The organism is Mycobacterium sp. GA-1285, assembly GCF_001499905.1.
GTDB lineage: Bacteria > Actinomycetota > Actinomycetes > Mycobacteriales > Mycobacteriaceae > Mycobacterium.
Genome location: NZ_LQIS01000015.1, coordinates 44227 through 65560 on the forward strand (window position 1 = coordinate 44227; position 21334 = coordinate 65560).

Here is a 21334-nt window from a genome sequence, read left to right on the forward strand (position 1 = left end):
CAATCCGTGCCGGAAGGATTCGCCATGTCCGAGAAGTCTGTCGCAGAACTTTGGTTCGACCCGCTGTGTCCGTGGTGCTGGATCACCTCGCGCTGGATCCTCGAGGTCGAGGAGGTCCGCGACATAGACGTCAGGTTCCGGGTGATGAGCCTCGCGGTGCTCAACGAGCGACGGGACGTGCCCGAGGAGTACGCCGAGGCGATGAAGAAGGCGTGGGGGCCCGTGCGCGTCGCCATCGCCGCCGAACAGGCCAAGGGCCGCGAGATCCTCGGTCCGCTGTACACCGCGATGGGAAGCCGCATCCACAACCAGGGCAACCAGGACTTCGACGTGGTGATCAAGGAGTCGCTCGCCGAAGTGGGCCTACCGGCCGATCTGGCCGACGCCGCCACCACCGACAAGTACGACGAGGCGCTGCGCAAAAGCCACCATGAGGGCATGGACGCGGTCGGTGAGGACGTGGGCACCCCGACCATCCACGTCAACGGTGTCGCCTTCTTCGGTCCTGTGCTGTCGAAGATCCCGCGCGGCGAGGAAGCCGGAAAGCTGTGGGACGCGTCGGTGACCTTTGCGTCCTATCCGCACTTCTGGGAGCTCAAGCGCACCCGCACGGAGTCGCCGCAGTTCGACTGATCGCGCCCGGGTCGCGCCGGCGACGTCTGCCACAATGACCGCCATGCGCGTCTACCTGGGAGCCGACCACGCCGGCTTCGACCTCAAGCAGGCCGTGATCGAGCACCTGCGCGGTTCCGGGCACGAACCGATCGACTGCGGAGCCTTCGTCAACGACCCCGACGACGACTATCCGGCGTTCTGCATCGCGGCGGCGGAGAAGACCGTCGCCGATCCGGGCAGCCTCGGCATCGTGCTCGGCGGCTCGGGCAACGGCGAGCAGATCGCGGCCAACAAGGTTCCCGGCGCGCGGTGCGCATTGGCGTGGAGCGTCGAGACCGCCAAACTGGCGCGCGAGCACAACAACGCTCAGCTGATCGGCATCGGCGGGCGCATGCACAGTGTCGAGGAGGCGTTGGCGATCGTCGATGCGTTCCTGAGCACGCCGTGGTCGGAAGCCGAACGGCACCAACGTCGTATCGACATCCTCGCCGAGTACGAACGCACCCACGTCGCGCCCCCGGTGCCCGGCGCCTAGGAATGCCAGAGGGCCACACGCTGCACCGGCTTGCCCGGTTGCACCAGCGTCGCTTCGGCCGGGCACCGGTCGTGGTGTCCAGTCCGCAGGGCAGGTTCGCCGACGGCGCCGCCGCGGTCAACGGCCGGGTTCTCAAGAAGGCCACCGCGTACGGCAAGCATCTGTTCCATCACTACGAGGGCGGCCGCGTGGTGCATGTGCATCTCGGTCTGTACGGCGCGTTCACCGAGTGGCCGCTGCCGGCGTGGACGACACCGCCGGCGCCGGTCGGTCAGGTTCGGATGCGGATGGTCGGCGCCGAGTACGGTACCGATCTGCGGGGGCCGACGGTGTGTGAGGTGCTCGCCGAGCCGGAGATCGCCGACGTCATCGACCGGCTCGGGCCCGACCCGCTGCGCCGCGACGCCGACGGATCGCTCGCGTGGGCGCGAATTCGTAAGTCTCGCAGGCCGATCGGGGCGTTGCTGATGGACCAGTCAGTGATCGCCGGGGTGGGCAACGTCTACCGCAACGAGTTGCTCTTCCGGCACCGTGTCGACCCGCACCGGCCAGGCATCCGCATCGACGAGGACGAGTTCGACGCAATGTGGACCGACCTCGTCGAGCTGATGCGAATCGGGCTGCGGCGCGGCAAGATCCACACCATCCGTCCGGAGGACGACCACGGGCTGCCGTCGTATGGGCCCGGCCGCCCCCGCACTTACGTCTATCGGCGGGCCGGCGAGCCGTGCCGACTGTGCGGCACCGAGATCCGCACCGAGGTGATGGAGGGCCGCAACCTGTTCTGGTGTCCGACCGATCAATCGTAAAGAGATGTGCCCGACCGCCGTTGGGGCGGAGCCAAGCCCAGATGAGCGGGCTTGGCGCGAAACCTAGAAGCCGCCGAAATCGCCGAAACCGCCGCCGATGTCGCCGCCACCCCAGTCGCCGCCGCCCCAGTCTCCGCCGTCGCCGCCGAAATCCCCCTGGCCCTGGTCGATGCCTTGGTCGTAGCCCTGGGCGAAACCCTGCTCGTAGCCGCTGCCGTGCATGCCCGAGAACAACGCGTCGAACAACAGCACCGAACCCAGACCCCATGCGCCGGCGACGAGCGCGGGCTTCCACCACGGCTCGGAATACCAGCCGGCAGGCACCGGTCGGCCCGCCACCCGACCGCCGGGGTAGTAGTTCGGGGTGCGCTCCGAGGGGGTCGGCGACGCCTCGATCTCGCGACCCTCGAAGTCGACCTTGCGATCCTCAGTGACTGCGCCCGCCGACCGCTGGTCGGCGAGCGTCTCGAGTTCGGGTCCGGGGTCCATGCCCATCGCGATGCGAGCGGCGCGGACATAGTAAAGGCCTTCCAGGGCGCTCTCCTTGGCCAGCAATGCCTGCTTGGCGGTGTTCGCCTGGTCGATCTGCGATCCGGCGGCGGTGTAGCGCTCGGATGCGTCGGCCAGCGCCTGCTTGGACGCCTCGTCGGTGCCGGTCAAGCTGATCACCTGACCGCCGAGGCGTTCGATGACGCGACGGGCGTCGGCCTTGGCGTCGTCCAGCGAAGCGGCCTTGCGCCGGTCGGAAGCCCTCATCGCGGCGTAGGCAACGGCGCCGAGAGCGACGATGACCAGGACGACGAGAACGAGCAGAACACCGTTCATGGCACCCAGCGTACCCAGCGTGAACGCGTGCACCGGAGCGCGAACGGTGCGACGGGGTGGTCACGGTGTTGTCCGTCGGTGCGCCGCACCGCAGATGGCTCGTGGTGGTCTTGGGCAAACTCCATCGACGGCACCGCCCGATTTCTGTTCGACCGTCAATTTGCGTACCGTCAATCGGGTGACGGAGTGGGTACGTAGATTCGACGACTTCCTCAACCGCCTGCTTGAGCAGCATGCGCGTGAGGCGGGCGAGAATGTCGACGCCTACGTCGCCCGTGCGGTTGCGAGACAAATGGCCGCCGATCTCCGACGCGCCAAAGATCCGCGGGTCGACGAACTGCAAACTCACTTGGCGGCGTCAGGAGTATTCGAGGAGACCGCGATGCCGGACGTCTCGACGGCGATCACCGACCCCGACCGACTCGCCGCCCTGCGTCAGACCGGCTTGCTGGACTCTCCGCCGGAGGCGATCTACGACCGGATCACCCGCGCCGCCGCCGACGCGCTCGACGCGCCCTTCGCCCTGGTCTCCCTTGTCGATCTCGATCGACAGTTCTTCAAGAGCGCGGCCGGTCAAGAGAGCACCTCACCGGAGGACAGGCAGACGCCGCTGGAGAGATCGGTCTGTCAGTACGCGGTGGCAAATAGGGCGCCACTGATCCTGGAGGACGCGAGGGTCGATCCGATTTTCAAGCAGCATCCCGCGGTACGAGACGGAACGGTGGTCGCCTATCTCGGCATACCGCTCATCGACGACGTCGGCAATGCCGTGGGGACACTGTGTGTGTACGACACGAAGCCACGTCTCTGGAGCACCGGGCACCTTCAGGTTCTGAGTGATCTCGCCGCGCTGGCCGCCGAAAGGATGTTCCGCGCCGACGCGGGCTAGCAGCAATGAGGCAGGCCATCGTGACACCCATCGCTTGCTGGAACTTCGCTGGCATGCCTTAAACTGGCAACGTTTTCGGTGGCAGACAGTTCCATACGCTGGGGTTCTCATCGGGGGGATCATGCAGGCAGACGCGAACGCGTCCACTCGTGATTCACAACCTCGACTCAGGACCACGGTGCCGCAGCTCACCGCCGTGCCGTCGCCCTCGTCTCGGGGTGGCAAGTCGAGGTGGATCGAGACCCTTCGCGCCGAGTCGGGCTATGTGGCGCTCACCGTCGGGTTGGACATCTGGGCCGCCGTGTGGGCAGTCGCAATCGCCCAATGGTGGACGACCGGCCCCGTTGGTGACCGAAACATCGCCGCGATCTCGTGGCTTTTCGTACCGATCCTCCTGTTGGTCATGCACACCCGGTCGATGTACAAGCGCAAGCTCGGCCACAGCTTCCTCGACGACTTCGAACCCGTCGAAACGTCGGTGGCGGTGTCGGCGCTGGCGACGCTCACCATTCTGCTGTTGCTCGTGCCCCCATTGCCGACCGGCTCGGTGGTCGAGGAATACGTTCGCCCAAGCGAACTGATCATCCGCATCTGGATATGTGCAGCCGTCCTGCTGCCGGCGAACCGTCTCGTCAGATCGCTGGCCCAGCGCTACCTGAGGCGGCGACACGGCTTCGGATCGTCCGCGCTGATCATCGGTTCCGGTCCGTTTGTGAACCAACTCATCACCCGGATGCGCCAGATCCCCGACTACGGTTTGCACCCCGTCGGCGTGCTCGACGACGTTCGCCCGGCGGCCACCGAACTGGGCGACGTGCCGTACTTCGGATCCACTGCCAACCTGGAGGTCGTCGCTCAGGCCACCGGCGCCAAGGACCTCATCGTCGGGCCGTCGTCGACCCCCGACGATGAGCTGGCCCTCACGGCTCAGCTGGCGCACCACCTCGGACTGCGCGTGCGGGTAGTGCCCCGCTTGATGGATGTCATCGGCGGGGGGACCTACGTCGAGCACCTCGGCGGCATACCTCTGCTGGTGCTCCGCCACACCGACCCGAAGGGCTGGCAGTTCGCGGTCAAGCACGCCTTGGGTCGGGCAATCGCTGCGGTCCTGCTCCTGGTGATTTCGCCCCTGTATCTGACGCTCGCGATTCTGGTCAAGCTGAGCTCCCCGGGACCTGTCTATTTCCGTCAGCAGCGCGTCGGTCGCGACGGCAAGGTTTTCGACTGCCTGAAGTTCCGCAGCATGCGATCTGTCGCCCCGGCCACGAAGTCGTTCGCACTGAAGGAGGGCTCGGCGCCGGGGGGAGTGGAAGGCGACGACCGACGCACCGCGATCGGCAAGTTCATGCGCAGGACATCCCTCGACGAACTGCCCCAACTGGTCAACGTCTTACGCGGGGACATGACGCTGGTCGGCCCGCGCCCCGAGCGCCCGGAGTTCGTCGAGCTGTTCGAGATGCAGGTGCGGCGCTACGGCGACCGGCACCGAGTGAAGGCGGGCATCACCGGCTGGGCACAGGTGCACGGACTTCGGGGCCAGACCTCGATCGCCGACCGGGCCGAATTCGACAACTACTACATCGAGAACTGGTCGCTTCTTCTCGACGTCAAGATCCTGCTGCTGACCGTTCTCGCGGTGCTGAAACCCGCAGAATAGGGCCGCTACACCTTCAGCAACCCGGATTCGTGATAGCGGCGTTCCTTGTTGACCTGCCAGGGGTCGACGCTCGCGCCGAAATACCGCTTGACGCTGTGCATCGCACTGAGCATCGCGTGATCCTGGTTGTCGTAGCGGTGCATCCCGTTGCGTCCGATCGGATGCAGAGACGGGTAGTGCTTGCCGAGATACGTCCGGATGCGGGCGACGCTGGTATCCATCGCCGGATTGCAGATCGGATAGGCGAACTGCGACCGGACGACCATGACCCGCTCGATCGTGGCGGGGTCGAAACCCACTGTGCGTAGGTCGCTTTCGACGATCCGTCGCATGTGTTCGTCGTCGGTGGTCCACAGCGCTGATCCTGTACCGATGAAGTACTCGAACCCCAGGTAGGTCCCATTCCACTGCGGTGGAGTGAGATCATCCGACCACCGGCGGTAGTTCTGGATACGGCCCACCCGCACGTTCTCACCGGGCGTGTACACCCAGTTGAAGGGGAGTTCGCGGTGCTGTCCGAGTGCTACTGCGACGGTGATCAGCCCTCGGTGCTTGAGCTGAGCGGCAGCTTCCCAAACCTCCTGTGGCGGTGCAGGTTCCAGGGCATTGACCAGCATCTGCAGTGGCATGCTGGAGAAGACCGCGTCTCCGGTCGCGTTGTCCCCGTTGCCCAGTTCGATCGTCCACCTCCTGCCGTCGAACCTCAGCTTGACGACCGACGATTGAAGCGAGGGTTCGACACCGAACTCCGCCAGCTCCGACGCTGCGGCCTCCCACAGCTGACCTGGCCCGCGGCGGGGGTAGAGAAACGCGTCGGTGGGCATCGCGTCGCGGGCGCCCCACACGATCGGCTTGATGCGCTGCTCGGCCCAGTCGCTGGTGAGTTGAGCGGGTTCGGCGAGCCACGTCTTGCGGACATACCCGTCGAAGAACATGCGGTACCAGTAGTCGCCGAACTGGTACCGGCCCCACTCGAGGAAGGTCGCCGAGTCGTCGACCGAGCGCATTCCTCGCCGAAGCCTGGACCACAAGAGACTGCCCAGGCCGCGCGCTCCACGTCCATAACCCAACTGGGTCAGCAGGTTTCGACCGACAAGCGGGTAGGGCACGTAGTGGCCGTCGACGAGCATGGCGGAGCGCCTCGACACCGCATGCCACTGGTCGGCAGGAAGCAGAGATTTCCAGAGTTGGAGGATCTGCTGGTTTTTGGTGAAGAACCGGTGGCCCCCCGGGTCGACCCGGAACCCGTGCTCACCCGGAGTACGTGCCAGGCCCCCGACGTTGGGCGATGCCTCGAACACCCGGGCGGCGACGCCGTTCTTAGCCAGTTCGAGAGCGGCGGTCAGCCCCGCGGGGCCTGCGCCGATGATCAAGGGCCGCCTGTCCGAGCGCATTGGCGCCTACCGTCCCCGCAGCTGCGGTGTGCGCCGGTAGTCGTCGATGAACTCGTCGATGTGCCGCTCCTCGAGTTCGTTGAGCGGCGTCGCCGAAAACCGCAGCTGTGCGTACTGGGTCTGCAGCGGAAGGAAGCCGCTCAGCAGGGGCTCGGGAGAGGTGCGGATGACCAGGTCGACGTCTTCGATGTCAAAGGCACCGCGAATCTCGCCGCCCCGCTGCTGCGCTCGCCGAAGAGCTGCGCGTAGCTCGTCGTTCGCGTCGTAGGCGGCAAGGATGTTGATGCGGAACTGGTCTCCGTGCATGACGGACTCGGCGCGCCGAGCCGCCGCGACGTACTCCTCTGGAAGGGCTGTCCGATCACCGTACAACCGCACGCTGCACTCACCGGGCTCGAAGCGGGCGGGGATCAGGCAGGTCAGGAAGTAGATCGAGGCCTTGAACACCGGCTGGAGCTCGTCTTGAGTGCGGGCGAGATTGGCGCGGCTCAGGTTGTACACCGACACGGTCCCTACGTTGTGTCGGCGCAGCACCTGAAGAATGTCGGCGACCTTTTCCGCGCCCCGTAGGTACGCCTCAGCCAACGGAATGTCGTGGCTTTTTGCCCACCGGCGCATACCGTCTGGGATCAAACCGACATGTGCAGGCTCGCAGCCCGTCAATACGTGCAACCTGGCCCCCCAATTAAGCGCACTCATAACCCTGGGTAAGTGTACTTATTGTCTGTCCATGAGATCGGTCATTCAAACATTCTCGAGGCGGTTCCGCCACGAAGCCGCCTGCGGAAGACGAACGGAGGGCACCAAGGGGCGAAGTCGCAGCTCCGGACGGCAGTCGGGGGAAGGGGGACAGGGGCTCTCCACGCCCCAGTTCGGCCGCGATCGGCGATCTGCGGCACTCGCACGAGACCTCGTTTGGGCCCCACGCACCGCCCTTTTTAATGGTCTCTTCTAGATAGGTATGCCACCTCCGGTCATGAGTCAAGCCAACGACGAAAAAACGCCTTCCTCGGCGCTCGAGATGTCGCCGAAATACGGCATCGAGTGTCGAAAGCTTGCATTAGCGATGTAAAAATGTGTCGTCAATGCGCAGATACAGCAAATTGCTAAGGGGTGTCCATCACGCTCGCGCGGGTAACCTTCTCGGCGACGAACCGAGTGCAAGGGTTGGGGTGCGCGCCAAGTGGTGGCGTCACTCTTGTTCCCGCGGCGTCAATTTCAGCGAATAGACGTCGCCGTTCGTCGTGAGTGGGGTCGCCGGCCACGGCACGCGCGTCAAGGCGAGGAGACGACTTCGTTGGTCTCCTCGGGGCGCAGCGGCGGTCAGATCGTCATGATCTGACGCCACCCCGGCATCCACGCACAGCGCCGCGACTGTCGCATTGTCACCAGAGCGGGCGACGGGAATCGAACCCGCGTAGCTAGTTTGGAAGACTAGGGCTCTACCATTGAGCTACGCCCGCATGTACAGCAAGACCAGATCGTACCGGCGGCAGCCAAATCAAATCCAATTGAAGGCTTCGCGTGTCCGGCCCGTAGTATCTCGCGTGGTCGTTCCGTGTTTTGCGGACGGCCCGCGCGGGCGCAGCGCTCAAGCGCCGGCGCGACGAGCACAGCACGGGGTGTAGCGCAGCTTGGTAGCGCATCCGCTTTGGGAGCGGAAGGCCGCAGGTTCAAATCCTGTCACCCCGACTGCGACACCGACCGAACACCAGATCCACCCAGATTTATGAGGAGCAGATCGTGAAGAGCACCGTCGAGAAGTTGAGCCCCACCCGGGTGCGCATCAACGTGGAGGTGCCCTTCACCGAGCTCGAACCCGACTTCGACCGCGCGTTCAAGCAGCTGGCCAAGCAGGTCCGGCTCCCCGGTTTCCGTCCCGGCAAGGCGCCGCGCAAACTGCTCGAGGCCCGCGTCGGCCGCGAAGCGATGCTGGACCAGGTCGTCAGCGAGGCCCTACCCGGCCGCTACAGCGAGGCGGTCACCAGCTCCGAGGTGCAGCCGCTGGGCCAGCCCGAGATCGAGATCACCAACAAGGAATACGGCCAGGACCTCACCTTCACCGCCGAGGTCGATATCCGCCCGGAGATCGAGCTTCCCGACCTGTCGGCGCTGACGGTGACCGTCGACGCCATCGAGGTCACCGACGAGGAGGTCGACGCCGAACTGCAATCGCTGCGCGCACGCTTCGGCACGCTCAAGGGCGTGGACCGCGCCGTCGAGAACGGCGACTTCGTCTCCATCGACCTGTCGGCCACCGTGGACGGCGAGGAGTTGCCCGAGGCAGCCACCGAGGGTCTGTCGCACGAGGTCGGTTCGGGTCAGCTGATCGACGGTCTCGACGACGCGATCGTCGGCCTCAAGGAGGGGGAGACTCGCGTCTTCACCACCAAGCTGGCCGCCGGGGAGCACGCGGACAAGGACGCGCAGGTGACCGTCACCGTCAAGTCGGTCAAGGAGCGCGAACTGCCTGAGCCCGATGACGACTTCGCCCAGCTGGCAAGCGAATTCGACACCATCGACGAGCTCAAGGAGTCGCTGGCCGACCAGGTGCGCCGGGTCAAGCGAGCCCAGCAGGCCGAGAAGATCCGCAACAAGGTGCTCGAGACGTTGCTCGAGCAGGTCGAGGTGCCGCTGCCGGAGAAGGTGGTGCAGGCCCAGGTCGACGACGCGTTGCACAACGCGATCCACGGGTTGGACCACGACGAGGCACGCTTGGCCGACGTGCTCGAGGCCCAGGGCAGCAGCCGGGAGAAGTTCGACGCCGACAACCGCAGCAATGCGGAAAAGGCTGTCAAGACGCAATTGCTCGTCGACGCGATCGCCGACAAGCTCGACGTCCAGGTCGGCCAGAACGACATCAGCGAGCGCCTGATGCTGATGTCTCAGCAATACGGTCTGCAGCCCCAGCAGCTGATTCAGACGCTGCAGCAGAACAATCAGCTGCCCGCCCTGTTCGCCGACGTGCGTCGGGGGTTGGCGCTCGCAGCGGTCGTCGAGGGCGCCACCGTCACCGACTCCGACGGCAACGTGATCGACACCACGGAGTTCTTCGGCCGGTCCGACGCTCAGACCGAGGAGGCGCAGATCGAGGATGCTGCCGACGAGGCCCCGGACACCGCGGAGGCTGAAGCGGACGAGGAGTCGGCCGACGCGAAGTGACGCTGTGAGCGAACGCGGCCCGGCTAGGGACTGCGCGTCCGCGCGGGACGGTTAGTGTCGGTGAGTATCAAGCTCGTGAAGAAAGCAGGTATCCAGTCGTGACCCACATGCGTGGCGCCTCGCAAGGCCTCAACCTTGTCGACTCGGTCTATGAGCGGTTGCTGGCCGAGCGGATCATCTTCCTGGGCTCACAGGTCGATGACGACATCGCCAACAAGCTCTGCGCACAGATTCTGCTGCTGTCCGCCGAGGATCCCACCAAGGACATCCATCTCTACATCAACTCGCCCGGCGGTTCCATCAGCGCCGGCATGGCGGTCTACGACACGATGGTGCTCGCGCCGTGCGACGTCGCCACCTACGCCATGGGCATGGCCGCCTCGATGGGCGAGTTCCTGCTCGCGGCGGGCACGAAGGGTAAGCGCTATGCCCTGCCGCACGCGCGGATCCTGATGCACCAGCCGCTCGGCGGCATCACCGGCGGCGCGGCCGACATCGCAATCCAGGCCGAGCAGTTCGCGGTGATCAAGAAGGAGATGTTCCGGTTGAACGCGGAGTTCACCGGGCAGCCCATCGAGCGGATCGAAGCGGACTCCGACCGCGACCGCTGGTTCACCGCGCAGGAAGCCCTTGAGTACGGCTTCGTCGACCACATCATCACCAGCGCGAGCGTCAACGGCTCAGGACCAGGAGCGGGACTAGACAAATGACCGACCACTTGCACCTTCAGGCGGACGCTCGCCTGCAGCCCCACGGCGGTGCCGTGATGCAGCCGCAGGCCCGCTACATCCTGCCGTCGTTCATCGAGCACTCCAGCTTCGGCGTCAAGGAGTCCAATCCGTACAACAAGCTCTTCGAGGAACGCATCATCTTTCTCGGTGTGCAGGTCGACGACGCGTCGGCGAACGACATCATGGCCCAGTTGCTGGTGCTGGAGTCGCTCGATCCCGACCGCGACATCACGATGTACATCAACTCGCCGGGCGGCTCGTTCACCTCGCTGATGGCGATCTACGACACCATGCAGTACGTGCGCGCCGACATCCAGACGGTGTGCCTGGGCCAGGCCGCGTCGGCCGCCGCGGTGTTGCTGGCGGCGGGTACCCCCGGTAAGCGCATGGCGCTGCCGAACGCTCGTGTGCTGATTCACCAGCCCGCGTTGGCCGGCGTCATCCAGGGCCAGTTCTCCGACCTCGAGATCCAGGCCAAGGAGATCGAGCGGATGCGCACGCTGATGGAGGTGACGCTGGCCAACCACACCGGCAAGACCCCCGAGCAGATCCGCAAGGACACCGACCGCGACAAGATCCTGACCGCCGAAGAGGCCAAGGAATACGGCGTCATCGACACGGTTCTGGAGTACCGCAAGCTGTCCGCCCAGACCGCCTGACCGTTTGCTCCCGGTCCCGTGGGGCCGGGCCCGGTCTGCTCAGCACCGGCCGGGGTGTGTCCCGCCGACCGCGGGCGCCGACAGCGTCACACCGCTCGACGGAGGCGTGCGTCGCGCTGATTAACGGGTACTTTGGGTGCCGACGCTCTCTCGGTCCGGTCACGGCGACGACACGCCAAAGACACGGTAGCGCGTTCGCCGGGGTCCGAGGGTAATCAGACGATATGTTGGCGCGAACACAGATGAATACCACTGGCGCGATTCGGCTTTATCGGTCGCCTCGCGCGGGAACAAACGGGTAGCGTCGGGTTCACCACCCGAGGCAACCACAGAAATCAAGCTTCATCGGCTGCGAGGAAAGTAGGGCCCCACCACCATGGCGCGCATTGGAGACGGCGGTGACCTGCTGAAGTGCTCGTTCTGCGGCAAGAGTCAAAAGCAGGTCAAGAAGCTCATTGCGGGTCCGGGCGTCTATATCTGCGACGAGTGCATCGATCTTTGTAACGAGATCATCGAAGAGGAACTCGCCGACGCGGACGACGTAAAACTCGACGAGCTACCGAAACCCGCGGAGATCCGCGAATTCCTCGAGGGTTACGTCATCGGACAGGACACCGCCAAGCGCACGCTCGCGGTCGCCGTCTACAACCACTACAAGCGGATTCAGGCAGGAGAGAAGACGCGGGATTCACGTTCTGAGCCTGTCGAACTGGCCAAGTCCAACATCTTGATGCTCGGGCCGACCGGCTGCGGCAAGACCTACCTGGCGCAGACGTTGGCCAAGATGCTTAACGTGCCGTTCGCGATCGCCGACGCCACCGCGCTGACCGAAGCCGGATACGTGGGCGAGGACGTCGAGAACATTCTGCTCAAGCTGATCCAGGCGGCCGACTACGACGTCAAGCGCGCCGAGACCGGCATCATCTACATCGACGAGGTCGACAAGATCGCCCGCAAGAGCGAGAACCCGTCGATCACCCGCGACGTTTCCGGCGAGGGCGTCCAGCAGGCGTTGCTGAAGATCCTGGAGGGAACGCAGGCGTCGGTGCCTCCGCAGGGCGGCCGCAAGCATCCCCACCAGGAGTTCATCCAGATCGACACCACCAACGTGTTGTTCATCGTGGCGGGGGCGTTCGCGGGTCTGGAGAAGATCGTCTCCGACCGCGTCGGCAAGCGCGGCCTGGGCTTCGGCGCCGAGGTGCACTCGAAGGCCGACATTGACACCGCCGACCACTTTGCCGAGGTCATGCCCGAGGATCTGATCAAGTTCGGGCTGATCCCGGAGTTCATCGGCCGGCTGCCCGTCGTGGCGTCGGTGACGAACCTGGACAAGGATTCGCTCGTGCAGATTCTGTCCAAGCCCAAGAACGCGTTGGTGAAGCAGTACACGCGCCTGTTCGAGATGGACGGCGTCGAACTCGAGTTCACCGACGAGGCGTTGGAGGCGATTGCCGATCAGGCCATCCACCGGGGCACCGGCGCCCGCGGGCTGCGCGCAATCATGGAAGAAGTCCTGCTGCCGGTGATGTACGACATCCCCAGCCGCGACGACGTCGCCAAGGTGGTCGTCACCAAGGAGACCGTGCAGGACAACGTGCTGCCGACCATCGTGCCGCGCAAGCCCTCACGCCCTGAGCGTCGCGACAAGTCCGCCTGACCCGCACGCTCGAAACGCGTTGTCTGCGCGCAACATTGGCCCGTCCGTCGTCAGCTTCAGTGCACGACGCGGTCGGGCCGGGTGTAGACGTTCATCGACCGCCCCCGTAGGAATGCCACCAGCGTCAGCCCGGACTGGCTGGCCAAGTCGACGGCCAGCGAAGACGGCGCCGACACCGCGGCGAGAACCGGAATACCTGCCATCACGGCTTTCTGCGTCAGTTCGAAGGAAGCGCGTCCGCTGACCAGCAGCACGGTTCCCGCGAGCGGAATGCGGTCCTGCTCGACCGCCCATCCGATGACCTTGTCGACGGCGTTGTGCCGACCGACGTCTTCCCGCACGGCGAGTGTCATGCCGTCGGAGTCGAAAAGCGCAGCGCCGTGCAGCCCGCCGGTGCTGGCAAAGACTTTCTGGGCTTTGCGCAGCCGGGCCGGCAGCTGGGAGAGGGTCTGCGCTGTGATGGTGGCCGGATCGTCCCCCGGACCGTGGCGGCTGCTCAATTGCACCGCCTCCAGCGACGCCTTACCGCAAACCCCGCACGAGGATGTGGTGTAGAAGTTCCGGGTGACGTCGACATCGGGCGGCGCGACGTGCGGGGCCAGCGTCACGTCCAGGATGTTGTAGGTGTTCTGCGAAAAACCCGCGTCGTCGACGCCTGTGCCCTTGCAGTAGCGCGCCGTGAGCACGTCGTCACGTCCGGCGATGACACCCTCGGTGAGCAGAAAACCTTGCACGAGTTCGACATCGGAGCCCGGGGTGCGCATCGTCACTGTGACGGGTGCGCCGTTGACACGGATCTCCATCGGTTCCTCGACGACGAGGGTCTCCGGCCGCGCCACCGCGGAGTCCATGGTCAGGTGCTGTACCCGCCGCCTGGCTGTGACCCGACCCATGACTCCACCCTAGGCCGGATCGACATCGAAACGTTTCCGTGCTGTTCATGGCGGGGCTCAGCGCGGGAGGCGGCGTCATCGGCATCCGAACGGCACAATGGGTGCGTGCACAACGAACTCGAACCGAACCGCCGCATGCCGGTCTGGCGTGATCCGCTGTCGGCTGGATTCCGCGCGCACCGCCACCTGTTGTTACTGCGCCTGCGCTGGCACGAGCGGCGCGGGGAGTCTGCGTCCACCCGTCAATGACGGCTAGACGACCTGCGGCGACGATGTGCTAGCTACCGGCTACTGAACGGTAACTATTTCCTTAGTTTTTCTGTCTCGTAGACGTGACGAACACCACAGTTATGTCTCACAGGAGGCGCCCACACATCCCCTGAGCTGTGAATTCGACTCCATGCATGCGGCACGCCGCGGGCGAGCCCGGTGAAGGGCTGCCTAAGAGAAGTGCAATAATCGGTACTAGCAGTGACATCAAAAATCTTGGTGGACGTCCACCGACGGCGCGTCGACTCGACTGTGACTCGGAGGACATCACCACGCAGCGTGGAAGGCAGGCCTCGTGGCAGCGAAGGACAACGCGGTCAGTCCGGGGGGTGCGGGTCCTCGACAGAAGCTCGAGAAGGTCGTCATCCGCTTCGCCGGCGACTCCGGCGACGGAATGCAGCTCACCGGTGACCGGTTCACCTCCGAGGCCGCGCTGTTCGGCAACGACCTTGCCACGCAACCGAATTACCCCGCCGAGATCCGCGCGCCCCAGGGCACGCTGCCCGGTGTGTCGTCGTTCCAAATCCAGATCGCCGACTACGACATCCTCACCGCGGGTGACCGCCCCGACGTGCTCGTCGCGATGAACCCGGCGGCGCTGAAGGCCAACGTCTCCGACCTGCCTCGCGGCGGGCTGATCATCGCAAACTCCGACGAGTTCACCAAGCGCAATCTCGCCAAGGTCGGCTACGACGCCAACCCGCTGGAGACCGACGAACTGTCCGACTACGTCGTTCAGGCCGTCCCGATGACGACCCTGACGCTAGGGGCGGTCGAGCCGATCGGCGCCTCCAAGAAGGACGGCCAGCGGGCGAAGAACATGTTCGCGCTCGGTCTCCTGTCGTGGATGTACGGCCGCGAACTCAAGCACAGCGAGGCGTTCATCCGCGAGAAGTTCGCCCGCAAGCCCGACGTCGCCGAGGCCAACGTGCTCGCGCTCAAAGCCGGCTGGAACTACGGCGAGACCACCGAGGCCTTCGCCAGCACCTACGAGGTCGCCCCCGCCAAGCTCAAAACCGGTGAGTACCGCCAGATCTCCGGCAACACCGCACTGGCCTACGGAATCGTCACCGCCGGTCAACTCGCCGACCTGCAGGTCGTCCTCGGCACTTACCCGATCACTCCGGCGTCGGACATCCTGCATGAGCTGTCCAAGCACAAGAACTTCAACGTGCTGACCTTCCAGGCCGAGGACGAGATCGCCGGCATCGGCGCGGCCATCGGCGCGTCCTACGGCGGAGCCCTGGGCGTCACCAGCACGTCGGGTCCGGGCATCTCGCTGAAGTCGGAGGCGATCGGTCTGGCGGTGATGACCGAACTGCCGCTGATCATCATCGACGTGCAGCGCGGTGGGCCGTCCACCGGTCTGCCGACCAAGACCGAGCAGGCGGACCTCCTGCAGGTGATGTACGGCCGCAACGGCGAATCGCCGGTGGCGGTGCTGGCCCCACGGTCGCCGTCGGACTGCTTCGACGTGGCCATGGAGGCGGCCCGCATCGCGGTCAGCTACCACACGCCAGTGGTCATCCTCTCCGACGGTGCGATCGCCAACGGCTCTGAGCCATGGCGGATTCCGGACGTCAGCAGCTACCCGGCCATCGAGCACACCTTCGCCAAGCCCGACGAGCCGTTTCAGCCCTACGCCCGCGACCCCGAAACCCTGGCCCGGCAGTTCGCGATCCCCGGTACGCCCGGCCTTGAACACCGGATCGGCGGTCTGGAAGCGGCCAACGGCTCCGGCAACATCTCCTACGAGCCCAAGAACCACGACCTGATGGTCCGACTGCGGCAGGCCAAGGTCGACGGTATCGCCGTGCCGGACCTCGAGGTCGACGACCCGACCGGGGACGCGGAGCTGCTGATGATCGGTTGGGGTTCCAGCTTCGGGCCGATCGGTGAGGCGTGCCGGCGGGCACGTCGCAAGGGCATCAAGGTGGCCCAGGCGCACCTGCGCAACCTCAACCCGTTCCCCGCCAACCTCGGCGAGATGCTGCGGCGCTATCCGACGGTCGTGTGCCCGGAGATGAACCTCGGCCAACTCGCTCTGCTGCTGCGGGGCAAGTACCTGGTCGACGTCCAGTCGGTCACCAAGGTGGAAGGTATGGCCTTCCTGGCCGACGAGGTCGAGGGCATCATTGATGCGGCACTGGACGGAAGCTTGGGCGAAAAGGAAAGTGACAAAGCGAAGTTCGCACGACTGGCGGCGGCCACCGTCGAGGTCGGAGTGAGCAGTGTGGGAGCGAACGCATGACCGACACCCAGCGAGGAGCGAAGGCGGATCGCGAATGACTGACTTAGTCGGAGCGGATCTCGGGTTGACCGCGGGCACCAGCCGGGTGCCGACGACCGATCAGCCGCAGAAGTCGAAGGACTTCACCAGCGACCAGGAGGTCCGCTGGTGCCCCGGCTGCGGTGACTACGTCATCCTCAACACCATCCGCAACTTCCTGCCGGAGCTGGGGTTGCGACGCGAGAACATCGCCTTCGTCAGCGGTATCGGCTGCTCGAGTCGCTTCCCGTACTACCTGGAGACCTACGGGTTCCACTCGATCCACGGCCGCGCCCCGACGATCGCGACCGGCCTGGCCCTGGCCCGTGAGGATCTGTCGGTGTGGGTCGTCACCGGTGACGGCGACGCGCTGTCGATCGGCGGCAACCACCTGATCCATGCGCTGCGCCGCAACATCAACATCACGATCCTGCTGTTCAACAACCGGATCTACGGGCTGACCAAGGGCCAGTACTCCCCGACGTCGGAAGTCGGCAAGGTCACCAAGTCGACGCCGATGGGTTCGCTGGACTATCCGTTCAACCCGGTGTCGCTGGCGCTCGGCGCCGACGCGACGTTCGTCGGCCGGGCACTGGACTCCGACCGCAAGGGGCTGTCCGAGGTGCTGCGCGCCGCGGCCGCGCACCGCGGTGCTGCCCTGGTCGAGATCCTGCAGGACTGCCCGATCTTCAACGACGGCTCCTTCGACGCCCTGCGCAAGGAAGGCGCCGAGGAGCGGCTGATCAACCTCACCCACGGCGAGCCGGTCACGTTCGGTGCCGACGGCGAGTACTGCGTCGTGAAGTCCGGTTACGGGCTCGAGATCGCCAAGACCGCCGATGTCTCGGCCGACGAAATCGTCGTCCACGACGCCCATCTCGAGGACCCCGCTTACGCGTTCGCGTTGTCGCGGCTGTCGGAGCAGAGCCTCGAACACATGGTGATGGGCATCTTCCGCCAGGTGAGCAAGCCGACCTACGACGATGCGGCCCGCCAGCAGATCGCGGCGGCCCGCGCCGAGAAGGCACACGACACGGCGGCGCTTCAGTCACTGCTTCGGGGCAAAGACACCTGGACTGTCGACTAACGTCACGGTCATGACGACCACCGTTCCGCTTGCCGGAATCATCTTGGCGGGCGGGGCTTCCCGCCGCATGGGCCGCGACAAGGCCACGTTGCCGTACGAAGGCACCACGCTCGTCGAGCGGATGGTGAGCAAGCTGGCGCCACGGTGTGCGCCGATCTTCGTCATCGCCGCTCCGGGGCAGGCACTGCCCGCGCTCGACGCCGAGGTCCTGCGCGACGAGGTGCGGGGCGTCGGTCCGCTGTTGGCGACCGGTCGGGGGCTGCGCGCGGCCGCCGAGGCCGGGTCGGAACTCGCGTTCGTCTGTGCGGTGGACATGCCCTTGTTGACCGTCGATTTGATCGACGCGTTGGCCGGGCCCGCGGTCCGCCTCGGCGCGGACGTGGTGCTGCCCTGGGACGGCCGTGACCACTACCTCGCGGGCATCTACCGCACCGCGCTGGCCGGGCGTGTGGCCGAACTCGTGGCCGCGGGGGAGCGCAGCATGCGCGCGCTTGTCCACCGGGTCGACACGCAGCGGATCGTGATGCCCGAACAGCGCGCGCTGACCAACATCAACACCGCCGCCGATCTCGCGGCGACACGCGACGAACAAATCGCTTAGCAAACTCATTGCGCGAACTATTGGGCATTCGTCGTCTTCTGAATCTAATTCCTGCCACTGAATTACTTCGCGATTCAGCGTGATAAACCACGCCAGTCCACCGCGCCGCTTCAGCTTCGCAATGTGCGACGCCGTGAGTGCAGAGCGTGAATGCTCCTGGCTCCCAGGTGTTTTCGACGGCAGCGTGGCGCATCGTCAACGGAATTCAGTCTGTTACCGGTCTAATTCGCTGTGAGAACCGTCGACAAGTAGACCGTCAGAGGCTCCGGGTCCGGTTCCAATGCCGAAGCATCGCCGGGCCGCGGCTCGCGGCCTGTGTCCAGGTGCCAACGCTGTCGCACCACGAACGAAACATCCGCTCGCATAACGGATCTCTGGACAAAACCGGCGAAGCGGCCGCCGCGGACCAGGGTGCTGCGTTGTGACCGATCTCGTGGCCGGGTGAGGTGCAAGGGATTTCGGCCCTCACCTCCGGTCGAGCGCGGCGAAACCATCGTGCCCAGTCACCGAACGGTCAGGCGTTTTCCGGCCACTTCGCCAACGAGTGTGCGGGTTTCGCCGCAACGTCGGGACGCCGGCCACTGATCTCGGTGTCCCAGCTCACAAAAACGTCGTGAGATGGCTCACGAAAATGGCTGTGTTGCCGAGCTTTTCCGTGTCCGTCAAACACGCGCATGACCTGCGATAACGAAAAGCCATCGCAGCCGTGATCGTTCCGTGATCTCGCAGCGACACGCCTTCGGTGGATATGACGCGGCGGAACTCATTTTGTACGGTCCCAAACGGCTCTACCCGGAGCAAACAATTTGAAAACCACGAACCTGTGTGTGAGTGGGGCTGTAGGAGGCGGAACGGTCTCCGGCGGCCGCCGGTGCTGATGCCCGGCGAGGCACTGCTGGCCTCCCGCTGCCGCACCCGACCGAGACGGTGCGGCCCAACTCCAGGCCTGTTCGACAGGCATGCCCACCCCGTGCGCTTTGGCGCGGGCGTGTGTTGGCGCGCGCGTGGCGAAAGGATAGAAGTTGAAGAACATCCGCAAGACATTTGGCCTGGCGACCTTTGCCGGTGCGCTCGCGTTGGCGCCCATGGCTCTGGCCACCGGCACTGCCAATGCGGACAGCGGTGTGGACTGGGACGCCATCGCGGCGTGCGAGTCGGGCGGTAATTGGTCCATCAACACCGGTAATGGCTACTACGGCGGCCTGCAGTTCACCATGGGCACGTGGCAGTCGAACGGCGGTAGCGGCTCTCCCCACAACGCCAGCCGTGAGGAGCAGATCCGTGTCGCCGAGAACGTGCTGCAGTCTCAGGGCATCGGCGCATGGCCGAGCTGCGGCGGTCGCGGCTAAGCACGCGTTTCGTCTTCAAGAGGGGCGGTGCCGGGTTACCCGGCACCGCCCCTTCTTTCTCAGATTGCTCTTACGCCAGATAAGCAACGCCTAAAACTTTTGACCCTCACGTAACACGTGACGTTCGTCACCCGACACACCGGATAACCGCAGCGGAGATCGAGGGGTTCTCGGGTGCGGGCCTTGTGCAAACGGTCGGGGAAGGACCGCAAGATGAACGTTCGTACCGCAATGACCAAGGGCCTATGGGCCGCGGCGATCTCCGGAGCGCTGGCGATGGTGCCGATGGCTCTGGCCGAGTCGTCGTTGGCCACAGCCAACGCCGATTCGGTGAACTGGGACGCCATCGCCGAATGCGAATCCGGTGGCAATTGGGCGACCAACACAGGCAACGGCCACTATGGCGGTCTGCAGTTCAAGCAGGCCACCTGGGCGGCCAACGGCGGCGTCGGCAGCCCGGCGACCGCATCGCGCGCCGAGCAGATCCGCGTCGCCGAGAACGTCCTGCGCACCCAGGGCCTGAAGGCGTGGCCGAAGTGCGGACCCCGCGGTGCGACTCCGGCCGTTTGGACCAGGCCGTCGGGTCCGTCGGCTCCGAACGCCCGTACCGCCCCCGCCTCGGCGACCGGTTGTGCGGCGATGCCGTCCAGCGGCCTGTTCGGCTTCGTCAACCCCCGTCAGATGTGCACGGCGCTGCTCAACCCGATCGGAACGGTCGCCGGAGCACGCTGACCCACCCCGCGGGTCCATCAGCCCGTCACCGCTGACAGGTCGCGGTCGGTGGGCAGCTTGAACGCCGACCGTGCCGCCACATCGGCCAGATGGCGGGCCACCAGGGCTTCAGGTCCCAGCACCGTCGCACGGCTCACAAGCGCACTGAGCGCCGGCGGAAGGTTCATGACGCGCCCGATGAACCGGGATTCGCGGACCAGCGAACGGACCCGCGGCCGGCGGAACGCCACGAATCGCGCGAAGGCCGCTGCGACGCCGTCGTCGCCATTGAGGAACCTCGCCAGGATCGCGGCGTCCTCCAGCCCCTGACAGCCGCCCTGTCCGAGGTGCGGGCGCATCGGATGCGCGGCGTCACCGACCGTCACGACCGGGCCTCGCGACCACTGCCGTGCCTCGTCGCGGTCATAGAGGTCGTTTCGCAAGACGGCGGCGGGATCTGTGGCGGCCAGGATCTCGGGGATGGGCGGGGCCCAGGACGCGAACCGCTCCCGAAGGTAGGCCAGTTCACCCTGCGGCGCCGTCGTCCCCTCGGGTACGCGTTCGGTCGCGAACCAGTAGGTGTGGTCCTCACCGAGCGGAACATGGCCGAACTCCACCGCCGGTCCGAGCGTCTCGCCCGCGATCTCGGGGTCGATCGTGCAGTCGGCCACCCCGCGCCACGCGGTGTAGCCGACGTACCGGTTGTGCAGCGGTCCATTGAGATGACGGGCGACCATCGAATGGGTGCCGTCAGCGCCCACGACGGCCTCGGCCTCCAGCACCGCGGAGTCGGCCAACGTGACTCGGACGCCGTCGGCGGTCACCGTCAGTGCCTCCGCAGCCACTCCGGTCCGCAAGGTGCCGTCGGCAAGCGCCCCGGCCAGAATCGACGTCAACGCCGAACGGCGGATGACCACGAGAGGTTCGCCGAGGGCCTTGACGATGCGTTGCGGTTCGGGTCGTCGCAGCCAGCTGCCGTCACGCCAGCGCGCCGCGCCTGCCGTCACGCGACCGCCGGCCTGACGCACGGGCTCGCCGAGGCCGATGTCGTCGAGCGCGGCCAACGCGTTGGGCCAGATGCTGATTCCCGCCCCGGACGACGCGTCGGTGCGCTCCTCGACAAGCGTGATGTCGTGTCCGCGCTGTTGCAGCGCGGCGGCGGTCGCCAGTCCGGCGATGCCCGCCCCGACGATTACGATCCGCTTCGGCATGCGTCGAACG

At 65.8% G+C, this 21334-nt stretch carries 16 protein-coding genes, 2 tRNA genes and 3 pseudogenes; 15 read left to right on the forward strand and 6 right to left on the reverse strand.

Features of this window, described 5'->3' with window-relative positions; genetic code table 11:
* Nucleotides 1-24: 24 nt before the first annotated feature.
* From AU193_RS11425 to AU193_RS11435, 3 genes are read left to right on the forward strand one after another with little or no spacing between them, the layout of a single operon-like run.
* Nucleotides 25-633 carry a DsbA family protein gene (locus AU193_RS11425; protein ID WP_064422538.1) on the forward strand — a complete coding sequence of 203 codons (609 nt, stop codon included), beginning with the start codon at nt 25-27 and terminating at the stop codon, nt 631-633.
* Between the two features lie 43 nt (nt 634-676).
* The gene (locus tag AU193_RS11430; RefSeq protein ID WP_064422539.1) at nt 677-1150 is read left to right on the forward strand and encodes a ribose-5-phosphate isomerase; all 474 of its coding nucleotides are present in this window, start codon (nt 677-679) and stop codon (nt 1148-1150) included.
* A gap of 2 nt (nt 1151-1152) precedes the next feature.
* Nucleotides 1153-1959: an Fpg/Nei family DNA glycosylase gene (locus tag AU193_RS11435; RefSeq protein ID WP_064422498.1), complete on the forward strand. Its 807-nt coding sequence runs from the start codon at nt 1153-1155 to the stop codon at nt 1957-1959.
* A gap of 63 nt (nt 1960-2022) precedes the next feature.
* Here AU193_RS11435 and AU193_RS11440 read toward each other — a convergent pair whose 3' ends face one another.
* The gene (locus AU193_RS11440) at nt 2023-2784 is read right to left on the reverse strand and encodes a hypothetical protein (RefSeq protein WP_064422540.1); all 762 of its coding nucleotides are present in this window, start codon (nt 2782-2784) and stop codon (nt 2023-2025) included.
* Between the two features lie 178 nt (nt 2785-2962).
* On the opposite strand from AU193_RS11440, the gene AU193_RS11445 reads away from it, so the two are divergent.
* Together AU193_RS11445 and AU193_RS11450 are read left to right on the forward strand one after the other, a co-directional pair.
* The gene (locus tag AU193_RS11445; protein ID WP_064422499.1) at nt 2963-3673 is read left to right on the forward strand and encodes a GAF domain-containing protein; all 711 of its coding nucleotides are present in this window, start codon (nt 2963-2965) and stop codon (nt 3671-3673) included.
* Nucleotides 3674-3794: 121 nt separating this feature from the next.
* On the forward strand, nt 3795-5330 hold the full coding sequence (locus AU193_RS11450) for a sugar transferase (protein ID WP_064422500.1): 1536 nt from the start codon (nt 3795-3797) through the stop codon (nt 5328-5330).
* A gap of 5 nt (nt 5331-5335) precedes the next feature.
* On the opposite strand, the gene AU193_RS11455 is transcribed toward AU193_RS11450, so the two are convergent.
* The 3 genes from AU193_RS11455 to AU193_RS11465 all read right to left on the reverse strand — a co-directional run bounded on the left by AU193_RS11455 (nt 5336) and on the right by AU193_RS11465 (nt 8187).
* The gene (locus AU193_RS11455) at nt 5336-6724 is read right to left on the reverse strand and encodes an FAD-dependent oxidoreductase (protein WP_064422501.1); all 1389 of its coding nucleotides are present in this window, start codon (nt 6722-6724) and stop codon (nt 5336-5338) included.
* Nucleotides 6725-6730: 6 nt separating this feature from the next.
* A complete protein-coding gene (locus AU193_RS11460) occupies nt 6731-7423 on the reverse strand; it encodes an undecaprenyl diphosphate synthase family protein (protein ID WP_064422502.1) in 693 nt (230 codons plus the stop codon).
* A gap of 693 nt (nt 7424-8116) precedes the next feature.
* Nucleotides 8117-8187 (reverse strand) — tRNA-Gly (locus AU193_RS11465).
* Between the two features lie 155 nt (nt 8188-8342).
* On the opposite strand from AU193_RS11465, the gene AU193_RS11470 reads away from it, so the two are divergent.
* The 5 genes and pseudogenes from AU193_RS11470 to clpX all read left to right on the forward strand — a co-directional run bounded on the left by AU193_RS11470 (nt 8343) and on the right by clpX (nt 12933).
* Nucleotides 8343-8416 (forward strand) — tRNA-Pro (locus AU193_RS11470).
* 51 nt (nt 8417-8467) lie between these two features.
* Complete coding sequence (gene tig / locus AU193_RS11475) at nt 8468-9886, forward strand: trigger factor (RefSeq protein ID WP_064422541.1); 1419 nt, start codon at nt 8468-8470, stop codon at nt 9884-9886.
* A gap of 86 nt (nt 9887-9972) precedes the next feature.
* Nucleotides 9973-10596 (forward strand): annotated as a pseudogene (locus AU193_RS11480) (ATP-dependent Clp protease proteolytic subunit); the annotation flags it as partial.
* A 56-nt stretch (nt 10597-10652) separates the two neighbouring features.
* Nucleotides 10653-11276: an ATP-dependent Clp protease proteolytic subunit gene (locus AU193_RS11485; protein ID WP_156425181.1), complete on the forward strand. Its 624-nt coding sequence runs from the start codon at nt 10653-10655 to the stop codon at nt 11274-11276.
* Nucleotides 11277-11652: 376 nt separating this feature from the next.
* Nucleotides 11653-12933, forward strand: a complete 1281-nt coding sequence (clpX, locus tag AU193_RS11490) for an ATP-dependent Clp protease ATP-binding subunit ClpX (RefSeq protein WP_064422504.1) — start codon at nt 11653-11655, stop codon at nt 12931-12933.
* A gap of 56 nt (nt 12934-12989) precedes the next feature.
* On the opposite strand, the gene fdhD is transcribed toward clpX, so the two are convergent.
* The gene (gene fdhD, locus AU193_RS11495; protein ID WP_064422505.1) at nt 12990-13826 is read right to left on the reverse strand and encodes a formate dehydrogenase accessory sulfurtransferase FdhD; all 837 of its coding nucleotides are present in this window, start codon (nt 13824-13826) and stop codon (nt 12990-12992) included.
* 565 nt (nt 13827-14391) lie between these two features.
* Here fdhD and AU193_RS11500 point away from each other — a divergent pair.
* The 5 genes and pseudogenes from AU193_RS11500 to AU193_RS23840 all read left to right on the forward strand — a co-directional run.
* A complete protein-coding gene (locus AU193_RS11500; protein WP_064422506.1) occupies nt 14392-16347 on the forward strand; it encodes a 2-oxoacid:acceptor oxidoreductase subunit alpha in 1956 nt (651 codons plus the stop codon).
* Nucleotides 16348-16381: 34 nt separating this feature from the next.
* Complete coding sequence (locus AU193_RS11505; protein ID WP_064422507.1) at nt 16382-17452, forward strand: 2-oxoacid:ferredoxin oxidoreductase subunit beta; 1071 nt, start codon at nt 16382-16384, stop codon at nt 17450-17452.
* 10 nt (nt 17453-17462) lie between these two features.
* Nucleotides 17463-18053 carry a molybdenum cofactor guanylyltransferase gene (gene mobA / locus AU193_RS11510; protein ID WP_082682938.1) on the forward strand — a complete coding sequence of 197 codons (591 nt, stop codon included), beginning with the start codon at nt 17463-17465 and terminating at the stop codon, nt 18051-18053.
* 1124 nt (nt 18054-19177) lie between these two features.
* Nucleotides 19178-19402: pseudogene (locus tag AU193_RS11515) on the forward strand (transglycosylase family protein); the annotation flags it as partial.
* Between the two features lie 321 nt (nt 19403-19723).
* A pseudogene (locus tag AU193_RS23840) lies at nt 19724-19954 on the forward strand (transglycosylase family protein); the annotation flags it as partial.
* Nucleotides 19955-20151: 197 nt separating this feature from the next.
* On the opposite strand, the gene AU193_RS11525 reads toward AU193_RS23840, so the two are convergent.
* Complete coding sequence (locus tag AU193_RS11525; protein ID WP_064422509.1) at nt 20152-21324, reverse strand: FAD-dependent oxidoreductase; 1173 nt, start codon at nt 21322-21324, stop codon at nt 20152-20154.
* Between the last annotated feature and the right edge of the window lie 10 nt (nt 21325-21334).

Coding starts and splice junctions, on each gene's coding strand:
- AU193_RS11425 (WP_064422538.1), top strand. CDS start 25: ATGTCCGAGAAGTCTGTCGCAGAACTTTGGTTCGACCCGCTGTGTCCG.
- AU193_RS11450 (WP_064422500.1), top strand. CDS start 3,795: ATGCAGGCAGACGCGAACGCGTCCACTCGTGATTCACAACCTCGACTC.
- AU193_RS11455 (WP_064422501.1), bottom strand. CDS start 6,724: ATGCGCTCGGACAGGCGGCCCTTGATCATCGGCGCAGGCCCCGCGGGG.
- AU193_RS11435 (WP_064422498.1), top strand. CDS start 1,153: ATGCCAGAGGGCCACACGCTGCACCGGCTTGCCCGGTTGCACCAGCGT.
- AU193_RS11505 (WP_064422507.1), top strand. CDS start 16,382: ATGACTGACTTAGTCGGAGCGGATCTCGGGTTGACCGCGGGCACCAGC.
- AU193_RS11525 (WP_064422509.1), bottom strand. CDS start 21,324: ATGCCGAAGCGGATCGTAATCGTCGGGGCGGGCATCGCCGGACTGGCG.
- AU193_RS11485 (WP_156425181.1), top strand. CDS start 10,653: ATGCAGCCGCAGGCCCGCTACATCCTGCCGTCGTTCATCGAGCACTCC.
- AU193_RS11440 (WP_064422540.1), bottom strand. CDS start 2,784: ATGAACGGTGTTCTGCTCGTTCTCGTCGTCCTGGTCATCGTCGCTCTC.
- AU193_RS11430 (WP_064422539.1), top strand. CDS start 677: ATGCGCGTCTACCTGGGAGCCGACCACGCCGGCTTCGACCTCAAGCAG.
- mobA (WP_082682938.1), top strand. CDS start 17,463: ATGACGACCACCGTTCCGCTTGCCGGAATCATCTTGGCGGGCGGGGCT.
- clpX (WP_064422504.1), top strand. CDS start 11,653: ATGGCGCGCATTGGAGACGGCGGTGACCTGCTGAAGTGCTCGTTCTGC.
- fdhD (WP_064422505.1), bottom strand. CDS start 13,826: ATGGGTCGGGTCACAGCCAGGCGGCGGGTACAGCACCTGACCATGGAC.
- AU193_RS11460 (WP_064422502.1), bottom strand. CDS start 7,423: ATGAGTGCGCTTAATTGGGGGGCCAGGTTGCACGTATTGACGGGCTGC.